Genomic DNA, 18491 nt, shown 5'->3' with positions numbered 1-18491 from the left:
GCTTATGCCGCCAGCAGCGATTCGACCGCGCCGATGACGTCACCCACCGTGCGCACGGTCTTGAACTCTTCCGGCTTGATGCGCCGGCCGGTCATTTCCTGCAGCTTGATGGCCAGGTCGACCGCGTCGATGCTGTCCAGGTCGAGCTCTTCAAACAGATGCGCTTCGGGCGTGACGCGCTCCGGCGCAATGTCGAAGTTCTCTTTGAAAATGGCGCGGATGCGTTCGAGGATCTCGGTGTCCGTCATGGTGTTTTCTCTCCCTGTATCTGCCGTTGCCAATGCCCGGCGGATTATTGTTGGCTCTTGACCAGTGCGGCCAGCGTATTGACCGAGCGAAAATGCTCGCGTGTGTGTTCGTCGTTGGCGGCAATCGTCAATTGATAACGCTTGCGCAATACGATGCCGATTTCCAATGCGTCAATGGAGTCCAGACCGATGCCGTTCGTGTCGAACAGCGGTGCATCGTCGTCGATGTCGGCGGGCGTCATGTCTTCCAGATCGAGCGCCTCGATCAGGAGCTGCTTAATTTCGAGCTTCAAGGAATCCATATTGCAGAAGGTGGTCGGTGATGTGGGTTTCGATGCCGTTGGTGAGAGCCCGGGCCGCGAGCATCGTCGGCGCGCCGGGGGGCACGTACCGTGCGGCGCTGACGGCCGGCAGGACGGCCACCTTCATGCAGAAGGCGCGCGGCGGCACGTCGTACCAGCGCATGGTCTTGGTGAAGGCAGGCGGGTCGCAGTCCATCAGCACTGGCAGGATGGGCGCGCCCACATTGAGCGCCATGTGCGCAAAGCCGCGCGAGAACGGGTGCAGGCGGTCCTTGGCCGGGCTGCGCGTGCCTTCCGGGAAGATGATCATCGTGTAGCCGGCGGCCAGTTGCCGCGCGCCGGCTTCGACAAGCTCGGCCGGATCGGCGTTGCTGATGTATTCGGCGGCGCGCACGATGCCCCAGAAGCACGGGTTGCCCCAGTGCGCATGCTTGACCACGCAGCAGGCGCGCGGCGTCAGCGCCAGCAGCACCATGACGTCAAGGTAGGTCGGGTGGTTGGCCACCACGATGGCCGGGCCGCCGTTGCGCAGCTGCTCGGCACCGTGAACGTCGAGCTTCATCACGCCAAGCCATTGCAGCGCCCGCACCAGCGCGCGGAAAAACCAGTGGATGACCAGGGTGACAGTACGCTGGCGCGACGCCCGGTGCGGCCACAGCCACGCGAGCGGAAACACGACGATCGAGAACAGCAGTCCGCAGATGCCGAAGACGGTGAAGGCCAGCCCCGTGGCCGCCAGGCGCCAGGCCGTGTTCACGCGGGTGGTCAGTGCGGTTGCCATGCACCCTCGCGCCATTGCCATGCCCAGGCGCCGCCGGCATGTTGCCAGGCGCTGGAACTGCGGGATTCCAGGCAATGCAGCACTGCCCGGCTTTGCGTGGCCATGTCGCCTGCGGGCGCTGGCAACGCGCCTGCACACCCATGCGAGCACACCAGTGAGGCCGGCGCCGCGGCATCGAGGAGGATGGCGAGCGCGCACGCGTCCACGTCATCGGCCACGGTGCCGAAGCGCGCATCGGCCGGCTCATCGGCATAGACGAGCAATACCGGCGCACTCGGGTCCGAGACGTATTGCGCATGCGCCTCCAGCAACCCCAGTCCAAGCGTGGCGGGCCCGGCGGATACGGCTATTGCCGCGGAAACGTCGCCGCGTGCAATGCCGAAGACGCCCGTCATGGCATTGAGTACGGACAGGCTGAAGGCGGTGGGGGAGACGGGCTGGCCGTCTTCGATGTCGGCCAGGATGCCGGCCGTGCGGCGCAGCTCGCCATGGCGCGAGGCAAACACGATGCGCGCGTTCGGCACATCCGACACGCAATCGTGTGCGACCTTGAGCGCGCTTTTTGAGAGCGAACTCAGGCGGCGCCGGACCATCGGCTCAATAAAACCGATGTCAGGAGACGATGCCGAATCAGAACCAATGGCAGGCCAGCAGGACCAGCGAGCAACCGGGATTGTCCAGTGCAAATCGGGCATATCGGTGTTCGCGTGCGGAGCACCGCCGTGGCCGCATGCTGCGCGGCGCCCGGCGCGGGGTTGGCGGATCGCGCATGCACGCGACGTTTGCCTTGACCCGATTCGCTCTCGTTGTTGTCGATTGATCTGGGTGAGCGCGCGGGCCGTTATGCCGGCCGGTATTTGTCTTTCGGAACGCTTGCTATTCCCCAACCCCGGGCCGAATCATACTGAAAAATCCCTTAGGAAAACAACCACATGCGGGATTTCGTATGACAGAAGCGACGAATGCGGCAAACGCCCAGGCGCGGTAAAAACACCCCGCCGCATTACGGCGCCATTTAATCGGGCGCCGTTGCTGCCAAATGATTCCGCTCCGCGCGATTGGGGTGATATGAAACGATCGTTTTAGTCTTTTTGAAGCAGCCGGGATGCGGGCATGCTCAGCGGGCCCCGAACTGCCCAAATGCCCGTCCACCGAGTTCCAGCGCGTCCATGACGGAGCGCTCCACCACGGGCGCCAGCGAGGTCATCATCACCATCACGAGCATCAGGCCCACCACCACCGTGGCGGAAATGCCCACGGCAAACGGGTTGAGCGCCTGCGCCGTGCGCGACAGCACGGCAAACGCGAGGTTGACGACCATCATGATCGCGATGATCGGCAGGGCGATGCGCACGGCCAGCGCAAAGACCATCGTTCCTGCGCCGGCCAGCGTCTGCCAGCCCGGATTGGCCAGCGGCGCGGCCGAGACGGGCAGGGCGGTAAAGCTGTCGAACAGCGCATGCATCAGCACCAGGTGGCCGTCGCCGGCAATGAATGCGGTGAGGGCGGTGAGGCCGATGAAGCGGCCCAGCAGCATGCTGCTCTCGGTCTGCTGCGGGTCCAGCAGCGAGGCGAAGCCCAGGCCCATCTGGATCGACATCAACTCGCCCGCGCCGCTGATGGCCGAAAACACGAGCTGCACGCAAAACCCGAGCGACAGCCCGATCGCCACCTGCAGCAGCGTGAGCCACAGCCCCTCGTACGAGCCGACCGACACGCCCGCCGGCACCGGGAGCATGGGCGCCAGCGCGACCGTGATCACCACGCCAAACGCCACCTTGATCGACGTCGGCACTTCGCTGTTGGCAAACGGCGGCGCGATCGCAATGAACGCCAGCACGCGCACCAGCGGCCACCAGTACATGGCGATCCAGCCGTTGAGCTGGGCGGCGGTGAATTGGATCATGGCGGATGCGGCGGCGACGTCAGCGCGGCTGCGTCAGTTCACGTAGTTCGGGATGTTCGTGAGCAGGTCGCGCGTGTAATCGACGATCACGCCCAGGATCCAGGGGCCTGCCAGAACCATGGTGGCAGCCACTGCCAGCAGCTTGGGGATGAACGACAGCGTCTGCTCGTTCAGCTGCGTGGCCGCCTGGAAGACGGCCACCAGCAGGCCGACGACGAGCGAGACCAGCAGCATCGGCGCGCCCACCATCATGGCCACCTGCATGGCCTGGCGGGCCATGTTCAGAACGTACTCGGGTGTCATGGCGGTGCCTCCTTATTGCACAAAGCTCTGGGCCAGCGAGCCCAGCAGCAGGTGCCAGCCATCCACCAGCACGAACAGCATGATCTTGAACGGCAGCGAGAAGATCGACGGCGTGACCATCATCATCCCCATCGACATCAGCACGGCCGCCACCACGATGTCGATCACCAGGAACGGGATGAAGATGGCAAACCCGATCTGGAATGCGCTTTTGAGCTCGCTCGTGACGAAGGCGGGGATGAGTGCGCGCATGGGCGTTTGCTCCGGCGTGGCGATCGGCGGCATGTTGCCCATCTTCACGAAGAGCGCGAGGTCGGGCTCGCGGGTCTGCTTGAGCATGAACTGGCGCAGCGGCGTGGCCGCCGTGTCCATGGCCTGCTCCACGGTGATCTTGTTGTCGCGCAGCGGCACGTAGGCGTCGGTGTAGACCTTGTCGAGCACGGGCGACATGACGAAGAACGTGAGGAACAGCGCCAGCCCGATCAGCACCTGGTTGGGCGGCGTGGTCTGCGTGCCCAGTGCGTGGCGCAGCAAGGACAGCACGATGATGATGCGCGTGAAGCTGCTCATCATCAGGATGATGGCCGGCAGGAAGCCGAGCGACGTCAGGAAGATCAGCGTCTGGACCGGCAGCGAATAGCTCTGGCCGCCGGCCGTGCCGGTCAGCAGCGGCAGGCCGGGCTGGGCCTGCGCGAACACGGCGGGCGCCGCGCCCAGCAGCACCGCTGCGGCGAGGCAACGAAGGACGGCGCGCACGGTCATTCCGGCTTCCCCGTCAGGTGGCGCTTGAGCTGGATGGACAATGCGTCGGCAAAGCGCGGCGGCTTGCCGGTGCCGGTGCCGGGCGTGCCGTCGCCGACAGGGTCGTCCGGTGCATCCGTGGACGCTTGCGCCGGGCGCGGCAGCGTATGCAGCGTCTGCACGTGCTGCTGCGTGACGCCCAGCACGAGCCACGTGCCTTCCACGTCGAGGACCACCACTTTCTCGCGTGCGCCCAGCATCTGCTGCGCAACCACGGTGATGACCTGGGTGCGACGGCCGCCGGGGCCCATGCCCGCGCGCTGCTGCAGGCGCCGTATCAGCCAGCCGGCCGCCACGATCATCGCCAATACTACAAACAGCCCGCCTAGGGTGCGGGCCCAATCCACTGCATGGTTCATTTCAACACCTTGCCCGGGGGGAGCATTGGTTGCTGTCAGGGTGCCGATTGACGGCGCGCTGGTGCGGCTTAACGGTTCAACTTACGGATGCGTTCGGACGGCGTGATGATGTCGGTCAGGCGGATGCCGAACTTCTCGTTGACCACCACCACCTCGCCCTGGGCGATCAGGTAGCCGTTGACGAGCACGTCCATCGGCTCGCCGGCCAGTGCATCGAGTTCCACCACCGAGCCCTGCGCCAGCTGGAGCAGGTTCTTGATGGGCACCTTGGTGCGGCCCAGCTCCACCGTCAGCTGCACGGGGATGTCCAGGATCATGTCGATGTCGTTGCGCTGGGCGGCGCCCAGGCCATCCGGGGTCAGCGGCTTGAAGACCGGGCTCGGGCCGCCGGGGGCCGCGGCGGGTGCGCTGGCCGGCGGGCTGGCCGCGGCACGCTGGGCCGCTTCCAGGGCCATGGCCTCTTCCATCGTCATCTCGACATCGACGTTGTCGTCGGCGTTCATGGTCGGTTCAGTTGTCATCGTCGGACTCCGTGGCAGGCTCGCTGCCGCTCATGTTCAGCATGCGGTTGACCCGCAGCGCGTATTGGCCGTTGAAGGTGCCGTAGTTGCATTCCATGACGGGCACGCCGTCTACCTTGGCGGTCACGAAATCATCCAGTTCGAGCGGGATCACGTCGCCCACTTTCATGTTCAGGATGTCCGAGACCTGCACCCGGGCCGTGGCAAGGTCGGCAATCAGTTCCACCTCGGCGGTCTGCACCTGCTGCGACAGCAGCCGCAGCCAGCGCTTGTCCACTTCCAGCGCCTCGCCCTGGATGGCGGACGTGAGCCGGTCGCGGATCGGCTCGATCATGGTGTAGGGCATGCAGATGTGCACGTCGCCGCCATTGCTGCCCAGCTCGATGCTGAAGCTCGTGGTCACCACCACCTCGTTGGGCGTGGCCACGTTGGCGAACTCGGTGTGCATCTCCATGCGCAGGAATTCGAAATCGATCGGGTAGACCGGTTGCCACGCCTTGGCGTAGTGCTCGAAGACGAGCTGCAGCATGCGCTGGATGATGCGCTGCTCGACGTCGGTGAAGTCGCGGCCTTCCACGCGCATGTGGTAGCGCCCGTCGCCGCCGAACAGGTTGTCGACCACCAGGAAGATCAGGTTGGGGTCGAACACGAACAGCGCCGTACCGCGCAGCGGCTTGACGTGCACGAGGTTCAGCGACGTCGGCACCACCAGGTTGCGGATGAACTCGCTGTACTTCTGCACCTTCACCGGCCCGACGGAGATTTCCGCGTTGCGCCGCATGAAGTTGAACAGCCCGATGCGCCAGTTGCGCGCAAAGCGTTCGTTGATGATTTCCAGCGTGGGCATGCGCCCACGCACGATGCGCTCCTGCGAGCCCAGGTTGTAGACCCGTACACCTGCAGGGTCGGCCTCGGCAGGTTCCTCGTCTACCTCGTCGGAGACGCCCTTGAGGAGCGCATCGATCTCCTCCTGGGAGAGAAACTCTTCCTTGAGCATGTCACTGGATCACAAAGTTGGTGAACAGGACGTCCGCCACCGGCGATTCCTTCCCGACGGCCTTGTAGACCTGCTCGCACTGCTCGACGATGTCCCGGGCGAGCTTGGTCTTGCCTTCGGCCGGATACAGCTCCGCCGGCGTCTTGCTGGCCAGCAGCGTCAGGATGCGGCTGCGCAGCTCGGGCGTGTAAGCCTTGATGTCGTTTTCGGCATGCTTGTCGAAGCTCTTGAACGTGATGCCGATCTGCAGGTAACGGTCGCTGCCTTCTTCGGGCTGCAGGTTGACGGTGATCGTCTCCATGGCGACGAACACGGGCTCCTTCGGCTTGGCCGGCGCGCTGGCCGAAGCGGCGTGGCTGCCGCCGCCCAGGAAGAACCATGCGGCCGCGCCGCCCATGCCGACGAGGACAAGCACGATCAGGATGATCAACAGGAGCTTGGTCGCGCCGCCCTTGGCGGGCGCGGGAGCGGGTGCGGTATTGGCGGCAGCGGCTTCGGCCATGGGGATCACTCGAGAGCTAGGGGGGTGGTCTTGCCCGCTCGCGAACATGCAGAGTCGGGTTCTCGAGTGGCATTCTTCCTCACCTGCGTCCAGCTCATTCCGGCAAGAAAGGCGGTCAATCCGGGCTATCTCGCGGGTTTGCAGTGTCCCCGGCGCAGGCTGTCCCTTCGTATAAGTGATTTTTAGTCCACTTGAAATGCACGAGGCGACGACGCCATGCGATGTTCGCGCCGCCCAGCACGGCGCGCGTGTCACAAAAGTGACGCTGGCCCGAAAGATTTGCCGGGGCGTGCCGTTGTAGTGGGCAGAAGGTGCCGATGTTGCGGCCCGCCCATACTGCGTTGTCCTGCCGGAAGTCGTCGTGAATCCCTTGCCTTTCTCCATCCGCGCCGATCACTCGTCTGCCGATGCTGACGGACTGCCGGACGGCTGCCCTGCGCGTGGCGAGCCGCAAGGGTTCTGCCCGAAGCTGGACCTGCTTTCGATGGTCAATGCGCTGACCGAGGGCATCCTCGTCTGCGATGCCGAGCGCCGCGTCACCTACGCCAACCCCAGCGCCGCACGGCTGCTGGGCTTGCCGGTGGCCGAGCTGGTTGGCCGCGCGCTGCCCGAGGTGGTGCACTCGGCGGTGGACGAGTTCGAGGCGTCCATCCACGCCGCCGACTGGCCGGACCGCGAAGTCATGGCCGACGGCCAGCCGCAGCTGAACCAGATCTTTGGGCTGCATTGCCTGAACGGGCGCACCGTGTGGGTGTCGAGCAACTGGACGCCGCTGTATGCCGATGGCGGCCGGACGGTCAGCGCCGGGCTGGCCGGACCGCCCGTGCCGCCGTATTCGGTACTCGTGTCGCTGGTCGATATCACGCAGATCCGCGAGGCGCAGCAGCGTATCCGGCATCTGGCCACGCACGACACGCTCACGGGGCTGCTCAACCGCTCGGCGCTGGAAGACCGGCTGGAGCACGCACTGGCGCTGGCCCAGCGCAACCGCACGCGGGTCTCGGTCATGTTCCTCGACCTGGACCGCTTCAAGAACGTCAACGACACCCTCGGCCACCAGTTTGGCGACATGCTGCTGCGCGAGGTCGCGGCCCGGCTACAGGCGTGCGCGCGCGAAGCCGACACCGTGGCGCGTCTCGGGGGCGACGAATTCGTCGTCATGCTCGAAGCGCTGGACGGCCTCGGCACGCGGCGCGTGGCCGAGCGGATCCTCTCTGCCATCAGCGCGCCCTTCCATATTGAAGGGCAGGAACTGTACCTGGGCGTGTCGATCGGCATTGCGGTGGCACCGCACGACGGCGACGACGCCAACACCCTGCTGCGCAAGGCCGACGCCGCCATGTACCTGGCGAAGGAGCGCGGCCGCAACAACTTCCAGACCTTCACGCGCGACCTCGACGACCGCGTCTCGCGGCGTTTTCGCATCGAATCGGGCCTGCGCCGCGCGAGCGACCGCAACGAGTTCTATGCCGACTACCAGCCGCGCGTGGACGTCAGGACCGGCCGCATCGTCAGCGTGGAAGCGCTGATCCGCTGGAACTCCGCCGACTTCGGCCGCATGATGCCCGGGCAGTTCATACAGGATGCGGAGGAAACCGGCCTCGTCGTCGAGATCGACCGCTGGATCCTGCGCGCGGCGTGCGACCAGCTCGCGCGCTGGCGCCGCATCGGCCTGCCGCACCTGCGCATGTCGATCAACCTGTCGGGCCAGGCATTCAGCTCCGGCCAGTTGAGCGCGATGGTGCGCAGCGCGCTGTCCACCAGCGGCCTGCCGGGCAACGCGGTCGAGCTGGAGATGACCGAAGGCATCCTCATCCGGGATGACCCGTCACTGCACGCGCTGCTGACCGAGCTGCGGGCGATGGGCGTATCGCTGGCGCTGGACGATTTCGGCACGGGCTACTCCTCGCTGTCGTACCTGCACCGCTTTCCGATCGACACACTGAAGATCGACCGCTCGTTCGTGCAGGACCTGCCGCACGTAGCCGAGCGTGCGGCCATCACGCGGGCCATCATCATGATGGCGCAGGCCATGGGAATGAAGACTGTGGCCGAAGGCGTGGAGACCGAGGGTCAGCTTGAATTCCTGCGCGAAGCCGGTTGCGACGAGTTCCAGGGCTACCTGCTCACGCGCCCGCTGGAACCGGCGGCCGTGCAAGACCTCGTGCGCGAGAACGCCCGGCGCTACGGCGCGTGCATCCCGAGGTTCTATCCGTCTTGAACCCTTGCGTGGGCCCCGGGGCCTAGAGCTGGAGGCCGTTGCTGACGACGTACATCGTCAGCTCCGCGTTGTTGCGCAGCTTCATCTTGGAGAGCACGCGCCCGCGGTACACGCTGACCGTCTTGGCGCTGATCTGCAGCGCCTGGGCAATCTCGCTCAGCGTGCGGCCCGAGCCGAGCATGCGCAGCGTCTGGAATTCACGGTCGGAGAGGATGTCGTGGCGGGGCTTGTCCCAGTCGACGTTCAGGTTGTCGGCCAGCACTTCCACGAGGTCGGAGGGCAGGTACTTCTTGCCCTTGGAGATGGCGTTGACCGCGGCCAGCAATTGCGGCTGGCTGGCATCCATCGGCAGATAGCCGGCGGCGCCGGCCTTGAGGGCGCGCACCGCGAGCAGCGCTTCGGGATGGCGGCCCAGCGCGAGCACGGCCAGGCGGGCGTGTTGCTGGCGGACCATCTTGATGGTCTGGAACTCGTCTCCGGTGGCCGATTCCACCGAAAACAGCATGACGTCCCACTCGCGCTGGGCGAGCACGTCGTTGTTGGCGTCGCGCAGGTCCGGCACGGCCTCGATCTGACGTGCCAGGCGCGAATCCTTGAGGATCTGGCGCAGGCCGACACGGGCAATGTCGTGCGGTTCGACGATCAGGACATTGAGCATGGTGGGTGTTGCGGGTCAAACAGGCTCGCTTCGAGCTCTTATGACCGCCGGCAGGCCGCTGGAGCGCCTGGGCGGGGCTTGCAACTCCCCATCTGTGCGAAGTGGCGCTCTTTGTATGGAGGGATGCGGCGCCGTGATTTATCGGACGAGTATAGCCGAGGCCCTGTACGGCAAGAAGCAGGCGCGCTGCTGCTGTTGGCGGGCCGGCTCAAAAAAACGGGCGCCCGAAACCCGGACCGCCGCCAGCGCACAATTTTGTCAAGGCGACCCTAAACTTTCTTCGACGGCCACCGATAACCTGAGTACAACGCAGACCTGATCCCCTTCAAGTTACAGGTCACGTTGCCCGGCACAGCCGGAACAAGCCGCCAATCGGGCAACAAACCAACGGGAAACTTAGGAGCCGTCATGTCCCTCAGCCTCAATACCAACATTTCGTCCCTGCAAACGCAGCAAGCGCTGTCGCAATCGCAATCCGCGCTGCAAACGTCTCTGCAGCGCCTGTCCACCGGCCTGCGCGTGAACAGCGCCAAGGACGATGCTGCTGCGTACGCTGTCGCTTCGAGCCTGACGACCACGCTGAACTCGCAAACGCAAGGTATCCAGAACGCCAACAACGCACAGTCGTACCTGCAGACGGCCGACTCGTACCTGGGTCAAGTCGAAAACAACCTGCAACGTATGCGCCAACTGGCTGTGGAAGCCAACAACGGCGGTCTGTCGGCAGCTGACCAGGCCAACCTGGACAAGGAATACCAGCAGCTGGCCACGGCCAACAAGAACATCGCGACCAACGCCAACTACAACGGCAACAAGCTGTTCGACGGCACGGTTGCTTCGGTGACGTTCCAGTACGGCCAGAACGCCACGACGGACAGCGCGACCATCACCAACGTCAACCTGTCGGCATACGGTTCGTTCACGGGCGCCGGCACCAGCGTGACGAGCGCTGCCAACGCAACGGCCGCGCAAACGGCAATCGACACCGACCTGACCGCCCTGAAGTCGGCGCGCGCCAGCCTGGGTGCCCAGCAAAGCGGCCTGACCTCGACCATCAACACGCTGACGTCGAACAACACCGCCCTGTCGGCTGCCAAGTCGGCCATGGTCGACACCGACTACGCTGCAGAAACGTCGAACATGACGCGTCAGAACATCCTGCAGCAAGCCGGTACGGCGATGCTGGCGCAAGCCAACTCGGCACCGAACAGCATCCTGAACCTGCTCAAGGGTTAATCGGCAGGCGGATGTCAGCCCGGCGCGTTGCGGCCGGGTCGAAGGCCGGCGCTCCTCGAGGGGGGCGCCGGCCTTTCGTTTTGCTGATCCAATTGTGAAGAGTGGCCCACCTCCGCTAAAGAAGTGGCGAGCGCTGCCGTTGTGAGGAAGGACTCCCGCCAACGCATACGCTGACCGATCCGATCATGGCGACCACGACCAGCAGTTCCTCGAGCAACAACTACGTCCCGCCGATCTCGATTCCCGGTATCGGGACGAGCATCGACGTCAATACGTTGGTCACCAGCCTGATGAAGGTGGAAAGCCAGCCGCTGACCCTGCTGCAGAACCAGCAGACGTCTTACCAGACGCAGCTCTCGGCGGTGGGCAACCTCAAGAGCTCGCTGGCGACATTCCAGACGGCCATGGCGGGACTGAGCTCGGTGTCGAACTTCAGCGCGATGAAGGCGAGCGGCTACGACGCCTCCATCCTCAGTGCCTCGCTCACGGGTTCGGCGCCGGCGGGCTCGTACGCCGTCAACGTGACGCAGCTCGCGCAGTCGCAGGTGCTCGCCGCGCAGGGGCAGGCTTCCGCCACCTCGGCCATCGGCAGCGGGTCGTCGACCACGATTTCGTTCTCGTTCGGCTCGGTGTCGGGCGGCACGTTTGCCAACGGCAAGTATTCGGGCGCCACGTTCACGCAGAACGGCAACCTGCCGGGGGGCTCGATCACGATCGACTCCTCGAACAACACGCTCTCGGGCATCCGCGACGCGATCAACTCGGCCAACCTCGGTGTGTCGGCCAGCATCGTCAACGACGGCAGCGGCAACCCGTACCGGCTGGTGCTGACCTCCACGGCGGGCGGCTCGAACTCCGAGATGAAGATCTCGGTGTCGGGCGATGCGACGCTGCAATCGCTGCTCTCGCAAGACCCGGCCGGCACGCAGAACATGACCGAGGTGACCACGGGCCAGAACGCCCTGGCCACGATCAACGGCATCACCGTGCAGAGCCCGACCAATACGCTGTCGAACGTGGTGGACGGCACGTCGTTTACGCTGTCCAAGACGGGCAGCACCACCGTGACGGTGGCCAACGACCCGACGGCTACCACGAACGCCGTGGTCAATTTCGTCAAGGGCTACAACGCGCTGCGCGTTTCCCTGAACTCGCTGACGAACATCGATACCGCCAACAGCGCCAACAATGGCCCGCTGGCCGGAGATGTCAGCACCAAGGCGCTCATCAACCAGATCACCGACGTGCTTGGCCAGGCCATCGGCAATGGCGCGTACCAGTCGCTGGGCAGCATCGGCGTGACGATGGGTTCGGACGGCACGCTGTCGATCGACAACACCAAGCTGGCCAACGCGATTGCCGCGTCGCCCAGCCAGGTGGCCGGCCTGTTTGCAGGCGCGGGCACCAGTACGGACGCACAACTGAGCGTGCCGAAGTTCGCCGACAGCACGAAGTCGGGCACGTATGCCGTCACCGTGTCGCAGCTGGCCACGCAAGGGTCGCTGAAGGGCGCGGCGGCGGCCAATACGACCATCACCGCGGGCGTGAACGACAGCCTGTCGGTCACGGTCAGCGGCATCGCCACCAACATCACGGTGCCGGCCGGCAGCTACACCGCATCGAGCCTGGCCGCGCAGATCCAGTCGCAGATCAACGGTTCGGCCGCGCTGCAGAACGCGAAGATCAACGTGTCGGTATCGGCGGATGCCAGCGGCGTGCTGACCTTCACCAATAGCCAGTACGGTTCCAACTCGAGCATCTCGATCTCGGGCAACGGCGCGTCGTCGCTGGTCGGCGGCAGCCCGACCGCCGTGACGGGCCAGGACGTGCAGGGCACCATCAACGGCGTGGCGGCGGTCGGTTCCGGCCAGAACCTGTACGGTGCCACGGGCACCGCGGTGGACGGGCTCACGGTGCAGGTGACGGGCGGGGCGCTGGGCAGCCGCGGCAGCGTCACGGTGCAGCGCGGCTATGCAGCGCAGCTCAATACCGTGGCGACGAACCTGCTCTCGACCACGGGCCTGGTGCAGAACGAGACCGATGCCATCAACAGCTCGCTCAGCTCCATCGCCGGCCGCATCACGGCCATGCAGCGCCAGCTCGATGCCAAGCAGGCGCTGTACTACTCGCAGTTCAACGCGCTGTCGGCGCTGGTGGCCAGCATGACCAACACCAGCAACTACCTGACGACGCAGTTGGCCGCATTGCAAAAACAGACCTCAAGCAGCAACAACTGACGCCGTAAGTACTGTCTGAACCGCTTACAAGAACAGACCAGGAAAACTCCATGTACGCAGCACGCCGAGCCATCGGTGCCTACGCGCAAGTCGGCATTGAAACCTCTGTGGTGGACGCCAATCCGCATCGGCTGATCGCCATGCTGTTCGAGGGCGCGCGAGCGGCCATCAACATGGCCACCGCCGCCATCGAACGGGGTGACGTGCCGGCCAAACTGCGCGCGATCGACAAGGCCATCTCGATCATCGGGCAGGGGCTGCAGGCGAGCCTGGACCACCAGCGCGGCGGTGAGATCGCGACCCAGCTCAACAGCCTGTACGACTACATGCTGCGCCGCCTGCTGGTGGCCAACGCCAACAGCGACGTGGCCATCCTCGCCGAGGTCGACAAGCTGCTCGTACCGCTGCAGGACGCGTGGCTTGCCATCGGCAAGCCAGCTGCCACGGCAGGCGCGAGCCACCTGAGCGTGGTCAGCTGAACATCATTTGAGCCAGGCGAACTTTGACTGAATCCGGCCCAACTGGAGCCAACATGCACCGCAACATCCCCATCAAGGACAGCGACAGTCTGTTCGCCTGCTACGAAGCCATCGCGCGCCTGACCGCCGAAATGGTCAGCGCCGCCGAGGTGGGCAACTGGGAAGTCGTCAGCACGCTCGAGCGCGAGAGCGCCATCTATGTCGATGCGCTGCGCCGCTCCGAGCCGCATCCGCCGCTGGCGCATGCCGGCATCGAACGCAAGCGCGCCCTCCTGGTGCGCATCCTGGAAGACGACGCCCGCGTGCGCGCGATGGTGTATCCGCGCCTCGAGCGTCTGCAGAAGCGGATCGATACGGCACGCCGCAGCACCAACGCAAGCAACGCCTACGGCAACATGGCGCGGTACTGAGCCGCAAGAGGGCGGCGCCGCCTCAGCTGCGGTCGTCCGCCGCCGCCAGCGCATCGAGCAGCTTGCGCAGCACGTTGCGCGTCGCGCCGATCTCATCACGCTCCAGCGGAATCCGGCACGCCAGGGCCTCCGGCACCTTGGCGGCGCGCTCGCGCAGAGCACGCCCCGAGTCGGTCAGCTCGATGACCACGCGGCGCTGATCGTCACGATCGCGCGTGCGCGTCACGAGGCCCTGTTCCTCCAACCGCTTGAGCAGCGGCGTCAGCGTGCCCGTGTCCAGATACAGCGTCCGGCCGAGATCGCCGACGGCGCAGGGCGCCTGCTGCCAGCACGCCATCATCACCAGGTATTGCGGATAGGTCAGCCCCAGCTCGTCGAGCAGCGGGCGGTAGAGACGCGTCAGCAGATGACCTGCCGCGTACAGGGGAAAGCACAGTTGCTGATCGAGCGCCAGCACGTCGTTCACGGAAGACTCCCGGGGACGGTCCGGCGCCCGAGCGGCGAGTGCCGCATCGGCCCACACGGGGCTCAGCGCGCGACCGTAGTCAATTGAACGTCAATATTGCCACGGACGGCATGCGAGTAGGGGCACACGCCATGGGCCGCGGCCACAAGCGCTTCGGCCGTCGCCTGGTCCACGCCACCCAGCGTTGCCACCAGTGCCACGGTGAGCGCAAAACCACCGTCTTCACGCGGGCCGATGCCGACCGTGGCCGTGACCGCCGTGGACGCGAGCTTGACCTGCCTCAGGCGTGCCACGTGCAGCACCGCGTTTTCAAAACACGCGGCATAGCCCGCGGCGAACAACTGCTCCGGGTTGGTGGCCGCGCCGCCCGCGCCGCCGAGTTCGCGCGGCAGCGAGAGCGCAAGATCCAGCGTGCCGTCTGCGCTGCGCACGTGGCCGGCGCGGCCGCCTTCTGCGGTGACCTGGGTTTGATACAGCGTCTTCATGGTCGAGTCCTATTGCTTGCCTTTTGCCTTTTGCGGGAAACCCGGTCGGCAACGCGTCGGCCGGGGCATCGATCATAAATCGATGGCGCAATTATATTGCGCACAATATAAATGGCAAGCAGAATCGAACAGGTTCCCCGCAGCGTCCGCGGGGAAGTGCCGTCAGATCGACATGCTCATGATGCTCTGGTAGGCAGACACCAGCTTGTTGCGCACCTGCACCGCCGTCTGCAGGTCGATATTGGCCTTTTGCAGCGACAGCATCACGTCGTGCAGGTCGACGTCGTTGTTGCCCATCTCAAAGCTGCGCGAGATGGATTCCGCCTTCTGCTGCGAGGCGTCGACCTTGTCCAGCGACGACTTGAGCACCGCCCCGAAATCCACGCTGACCTTGGCATCGTCGCCGCCGGCGCCCGAGCCGATGCCGCCGACCTGGCCGGTCGGCGCCAGCACGCTGTTCATCAGCGACACCACGGAATTGGCGTTCGTCATATTCATGTGAAGAAAACTCCCCTTTGCGGGTGGCGTACGACGGCTCTTCTACTTGGCCGCCATTGCGCCACGGTGCAGCAAAGGTAGCAGCGGGGTGCGCCGTTCCAAGCGCCCAAATGAGAGGGAAAAGGCCTTCTTCTTGGCGATTTGTTTGCACAGCGGCTGCCGATAATGCCAATCACGGAGTTCTGCCCGTTGTTCGGCGCAGCCGCTGTAACGCAGTCAGTCAGGAGATTTTGGATGCCAACGACAGCCGATTCGGTTGCTGTCGCCGACACGCTCGGTACGGTCGATATGCCGGCGGGGGGCCATGGCGCGATAGCGCGCCAGAACGCGGGCGCGCTTGGCGCTCTCGGTCCGCTCGGCCGTCTGTCGCCGCGTCTGCTCATGATGATCGGCGCCGCCGCGCTGGTGGCCGTGATCGCTGCCGCAATGCTGTGGAGCCGCGCGCCCGACTACCGTGTCCTGTTCAGCAACGTGAGCGACAGCGATGGCGGGGCCATCATCGCCGCGCTGCAGCAGATGAACGTGCCGTACCGCTTTGCCGATGGCGGCACCGCCATCATGGTGCCCGAAGCCAACGTGCACGAGACGCGCCTGAAGCTGGCGTCGCAGGGGCTGCCCAAGGGCGGCCTGGCTGGCTTCGAGCTGATGGAAAACCAGAAGTTCGGCACCAGCCAGTTTGCCGAGCAGGTCAATTACCAGCGCGCCCTCGAGGGCGAACTGGCCCGCACCATCCAGGCCATGCAGGAGGTGCAGTCCGCCCGCGTGCACCTGGCGCTGTCCAAGCCGTCCGTTTTTGTGCGCGAGCAGGCCAAGCCGAGCGCGTCGGTGCTGCTCAAGCTGTATCCGGGCCGCATGCTCGACCGCTCGCAGGTGCAGGCGATCGGCCACCTCGTTTCGAGCAGCGTGCCGAACCTGCCGCTGGCCAACGTGACCGTGGTCGACCAGTCGGGCCGCCTGCTTTCCACCGCCTTCCAGGACAACGCCTCGGGGCTCGACCCGACGCAGCTGAACTACGTGCGCGAGATCGAGCAGGGCTACATCAAGCGCATCGAAGCCATCCTCGGCCCGGTGGTGGGTGAAGACAACGTGCGCGCGCAGGTGACGGCCGACGTCGACCTCGACAGCACCGAGCAGATGGCGGAAACGTACCGGCCGAACCAGGATCCGGCGACGGCCGCCGTGCGCAGCACGCATACCGCAGAATCGACGCAGAACAAGGCCGACGCCCAGGGCGGCGTGCCCGGCGCGCTGTCGAACCAGCCGCCGACCGCGCCGCGCATGCTGCCGACCGCGCCCGCACCGGCATCGGCTTCGCAGCCCGGAGCCACCGGTCCGAACGGCCAGCCGCAGCAGCCGGCCGTCGCCAACGCGAATGCGGCCACCTCCAACGGCGTGACATCCAGTACGCGTGACACGACGACCAACTACGAAGTCGACAAGACCGTGCGTCGCACGCGCGCCGCGGTGGGTACCGTGCGCCGCCTGTCGGTGGCCGTGGTGGTCAACTATCGCGTCGACGGCAAGACCTGGAAGCCGCTGACCGAAGCCGAGATGACCAAGCTCAACGCGCTGGTCAAGGATGCCGTGGGTTTTGACGCCAAGCGCGGTGATTCCGTCAACGTGGTCAACAGCCAGTTCTCGGGCACGCTGCCGGCGGCCAAGGACGACCTGCCGCTCTGGAAGCAGCCGGAGATGATCCAGTACGGCATCCAGGCCGCGAAGTACGGGGCGCTTGCCATCGGCTTCCTGATCCTGGTGTTCGCGGTGATCCGGCCGCTGATCCGCTCGATCGGCAAGAAGGAGGAGCCCGTCACGCCTACATTCGTTGGTCGCGAAGGCGAAGACCCCAACGCGCCGATCATCACGGGCGCCGCGGCACCCGCCGGGCCCGAGCTCGAAGGCCCGGCAGCCAATGCCGAAGACGGCGAGGATGTGCCCGAGAGCCTGCCGCAGCTCAAGAATGCCGACTTCGAGAAGAAGCTCGAGACCATGCGCCGCGTCGCGCAGAGCAACCCGCGCGCGGTCGCGGCCGTCATCAAGCAATGGGTGAGTAACGAATGAGCGCCGAAGGACTCCAACGCAGCGCCATCCTGCTGATGTCGCTGGGTGAAAACGAAGCCGCCGAGGTGCTCAAGCACCTGGGCCCGCGCGAGGTGCAGAAGCTCGGCGCGACCATGGCAGCGCTGAAGAACGTGTCGCGCGACCGTGTCCTCGACGCCTTTGACGCGTTCTTCGTCGAAGCCGAAGACCTGCCGCTGGACGTCGATTCCAACGAGTACATCCGCACCGTCTTCCGCAAGGCCCTGGGCGACGATCGCGCCGCCAACATCATCGACCGCATCCTCTCGGGCGGCGATACCAGCGGCATCGAAGGCCTGAAGTGGATGGATGCATCGTCGGTGGCGGAGCTGATCCGAAACGAGCACCCGCAGATCATTGCGACCATCCTCGTGCACCTGGACCGCGACCAGGCATCGGAGATCCTGACCTATTTCACCGAGCGCCTGCGCAACGACACGATCCTGCGCATCGCCACGCTCGACGGCATCCAGCCCAGCGCCCTGCGCGAGCTGAACGACGTGCTGACCAAGCTGCTGCAGGGCAACGACCATCGCAAGAAGAGTGCGATGGGCGGCGTGCTCACGGCGGCGGAAATCCTCAACCTGGTGCCGAGCGCGGTGGAGTCTTCCGTGATCGAGGGCGTGCGTTCGCGCGACCCCGAGCTGGCCGACGCCATCGTCGAGAAGATGTTCGTCTTCGACAACCTCATCGACCTGGACAACCGCAGCCTGCAGACGCTGCTGCGCGAAGTCGGCCAGGAGATGCTGGTGGTCGCGCTCAAGGGTGCCAAGCAGGAGTTCCGCGACAAGGTGTTCGCCAACATGTCGCAGCGCGCCGGCATGATGCTCAAGGAAGAGCTGGAAGTGCTGGGCCCCGTCAAGGTGTCGGAGGTGGAGGCGCAGCAGAAGGAAATCCTCGTCATTGCGCGCCGCCTGGCCGACGAAGGCGAGATCACCATCGGCCGCAAGGCAGAGGACGCTTATGTCTGAGCACGCCGGCCGCCATGTGCTGACGGAGCGC

Annotated in this window: 22 protein-coding genes; 7 read left to right on the top strand and 15 right to left on the bottom strand. The window is 65.4% G+C overall.

The window, feature by feature from the left end; genetic code table 11:
- Window positions 1–2 precede the first annotated feature (2 nt).
- The 11 genes from TK49_RS18005 to fliL all read right to left on the bottom strand — a co-directional run bounded on the left by TK49_RS18005 (window position 3) and on the right by fliL (window position 6720).
- Entirely contained in the window at window positions 3–248 is a 246-nt protein-coding gene (locus tag TK49_RS18005; protein ID WP_045218700.1) for an acyl carrier protein, read from the bottom strand.
- A 44-nt stretch (window positions 249–292) separates the two neighbouring features.
- A complete protein-coding gene (locus TK49_RS18000; protein WP_045220295.1) occupies window positions 293–550 on the bottom strand; it encodes a phosphopantetheine-binding protein in 258 nt (85 codons plus the stop codon).
- Entirely contained in the window at window positions 525–1331 is an 807-nt protein-coding gene (locus TK49_RS17995) for a lysophospholipid acyltransferase family protein (RefSeq protein WP_045218698.1), read from the bottom strand. Before TK49_RS17995 ends, TK49_RS18000 begins: the two co-directional genes overlap by 26 nt.
- Window positions 1316–2026 carry a beta-ketoacyl synthase chain length factor gene (locus tag TK49_RS17990; protein ID WP_045218695.1) on the bottom strand — a complete coding sequence of 237 codons (711 nt, stop codon included), beginning with the start codon at window positions 2024–2026 and terminating at the stop codon, window positions 1316–1318. Before TK49_RS17990 ends, TK49_RS17995 begins: the two co-directional genes overlap by 16 nt.
- A gap of 422 nt (window positions 2027–2448) precedes the next feature.
- Window positions 2449–3237 carry a flagellar biosynthetic protein FliR gene (gene fliR / locus TK49_RS17985; protein ID WP_045218692.1) on the bottom strand — a complete coding sequence of 263 codons (789 nt, stop codon included), beginning with the start codon at window positions 3235–3237 and terminating at the stop codon, window positions 2449–2451.
- A gap of 33 nt (window positions 3238–3270) precedes the next feature.
- Window positions 3271–3540, bottom strand: a complete 270-nt coding sequence (gene fliQ / locus TK49_RS17980; protein ID WP_045218690.1) for a flagellar biosynthesis protein FliQ — start codon at window positions 3538–3540, stop codon at window positions 3271–3273.
- 12 nt (window positions 3541–3552) lie between these two features.
- Window positions 3553–4302, bottom strand: coding sequence for a flagellar type III secretion system pore protein FliP (gene fliP / locus TK49_RS17975; RefSeq protein ID WP_045218688.1), 750 nt, complete (start codon window positions 4300–4302; stop codon window positions 3553–3555).
- Window positions 4299–4700, bottom strand: a complete 402-nt coding sequence (gene fliO, locus TK49_RS17970) for a flagellar biosynthetic protein FliO (RefSeq protein ID WP_045218687.1) — start codon at window positions 4698–4700, stop codon at window positions 4299–4301. The genes fliP and fliO overlap by 4 nt, the downstream gene beginning before the upstream one ends.
- Before the next feature lie 68 nt (window positions 4701–4768).
- Complete coding sequence (fliN, locus tag TK49_RS17965) at window positions 4769–5221, bottom strand: flagellar motor switch protein FliN (protein WP_045218685.1); 453 nt, start codon at window positions 5219–5221, stop codon at window positions 4769–4771.
- Window positions 5211–6218, bottom strand: coding sequence for a flagellar motor switch protein FliM (gene fliM / locus TK49_RS17960; protein WP_045218683.1), 1008 nt, complete (start codon window positions 6216–6218; stop codon window positions 5211–5213). Before fliM ends, fliN begins: the two co-directional genes overlap by 11 nt.
- Before the next feature lies 1 nt (window position 6219).
- Window positions 6220–6720: a flagellar basal body-associated protein FliL gene (fliL, locus tag TK49_RS17955; protein WP_045218681.1), complete on the bottom strand. Its 501-nt coding sequence runs from the start codon at window positions 6718–6720 to the stop codon at window positions 6220–6222.
- 361 nt (window positions 6721–7081) lie between these two features.
- Between fliL and TK49_RS17950 the strand changes: the two genes are divergently transcribed.
- Window positions 7082–8941: a putative bifunctional diguanylate cyclase/phosphodiesterase gene (locus TK49_RS17950; protein WP_373271718.1), complete on the top strand. Its 1860-nt coding sequence runs from the start codon at window positions 7082–7084 to the stop codon at window positions 8939–8941.
- A 22-nt stretch (window positions 8942–8963) separates the two neighbouring features.
- Here the strand turns inward: TK49_RS17950 and TK49_RS17945 are convergent, their stop codons facing one another.
- On the bottom strand, window positions 8964–9599 hold the full coding sequence (locus TK49_RS17945; protein ID WP_045218678.1) for a LuxR C-terminal-related transcriptional regulator: 636 nt from the start codon (window positions 9597–9599) through the stop codon (window positions 8964–8966).
- Between the two features lie 408 nt (window positions 9600–10007).
- Here TK49_RS17945 and TK49_RS17940 point away from each other — a divergent pair, with 408 nt between their 5' ends.
- The 4 genes from TK49_RS17940 (at window position 10008) to TK49_RS17925 (ending at window position 13961) form a co-directional block, all read left to right on the top strand.
- Window positions 10008–10835, top strand: coding sequence for a flagellin N-terminal helical domain-containing protein (locus TK49_RS17940; RefSeq protein ID WP_045218676.1), 828 nt, complete (start codon window positions 10008–10010; stop codon window positions 10833–10835).
- 185 nt (window positions 10836–11020) lie between these two features.
- Complete coding sequence (gene fliD / locus TK49_RS17935; protein ID WP_045218674.1) at window positions 11021–13072, top strand: flagellar filament capping protein FliD; 2052 nt, start codon at window positions 11021–11023, stop codon at window positions 13070–13072.
- 50 nt (window positions 13073–13122) lie between these two features.
- Window positions 13123–13551: a flagellar export chaperone FliS gene (fliS, locus tag TK49_RS17930; RefSeq protein WP_045218673.1), complete on the top strand. Its 429-nt coding sequence runs from the start codon at window positions 13123–13125 to the stop codon at window positions 13549–13551.
- A 53-nt stretch (window positions 13552–13604) separates the two neighbouring features.
- Window positions 13605–13961 (top strand): flagellar protein FliT, encoded by a 357-nt coding sequence (locus TK49_RS17925; RefSeq protein ID WP_045218671.1) that lies wholly within the window; start codon window positions 13605–13607, stop codon window positions 13959–13961.
- 22 nt (window positions 13962–13983) lie between these two features.
- Here TK49_RS17925 and TK49_RS17920 read toward each other — a convergent pair whose 3' ends face one another.
- The 3 genes from TK49_RS17920 to fliE form a co-directional block, all read right to left on the bottom strand.
- A complete protein-coding gene (locus TK49_RS17920; RefSeq protein ID WP_045218669.1) occupies window positions 13984–14427 on the bottom strand; it encodes a MarR family winged helix-turn-helix transcriptional regulator in 444 nt (147 codons plus the stop codon).
- 62 nt (window positions 14428–14489) lie between these two features.
- Window positions 14490–14912: an organic hydroperoxide resistance protein gene (locus TK49_RS17915; RefSeq protein WP_045218667.1), complete on the bottom strand. Its 423-nt coding sequence runs from the start codon at window positions 14910–14912 to the stop codon at window positions 14490–14492.
- A 162-nt stretch (window positions 14913–15074) separates the two neighbouring features.
- Window positions 15075–15410, bottom strand: coding sequence for a flagellar hook-basal body complex protein FliE (gene fliE, locus TK49_RS17910; protein WP_045218664.1), 336 nt, complete (start codon window positions 15408–15410; stop codon window positions 15075–15077).
- A 234-nt stretch (window positions 15411–15644) separates the two neighbouring features.
- Here fliE and fliF point away from each other — a divergent pair, with 234 nt between their 5' ends.
- Together fliF and fliG are read left to right on the top strand one after the other, a co-directional pair.
- A complete protein-coding gene (gene fliF, locus TK49_RS17905; RefSeq protein WP_045218661.1) occupies window positions 15645–17471 on the top strand; it encodes a flagellar basal-body MS-ring/collar protein FliF in 1827 nt (608 codons plus the stop codon).
- Window positions 17468–18460, top strand: coding sequence for a flagellar motor switch protein FliG (gene fliG, locus TK49_RS17900; RefSeq protein WP_045218659.1), 993 nt, complete (start codon window positions 17468–17470; stop codon window positions 18458–18460). The genes fliF and fliG overlap by 4 nt, the downstream gene beginning before the upstream one ends.
- Window positions 18461–18491: the final 31 nt, after the last annotated feature.

This window comes from Ralstonia mannitolilytica, assembly GCF_000954135.1.
Taxonomy (GTDB): domain Bacteria; phylum Pseudomonadota; class Gammaproteobacteria; order Burkholderiales; family Burkholderiaceae; genus Ralstonia; species Ralstonia mannitolilytica.
This window is presented reverse-complemented; position numbering and strand designations above follow the sequence as displayed.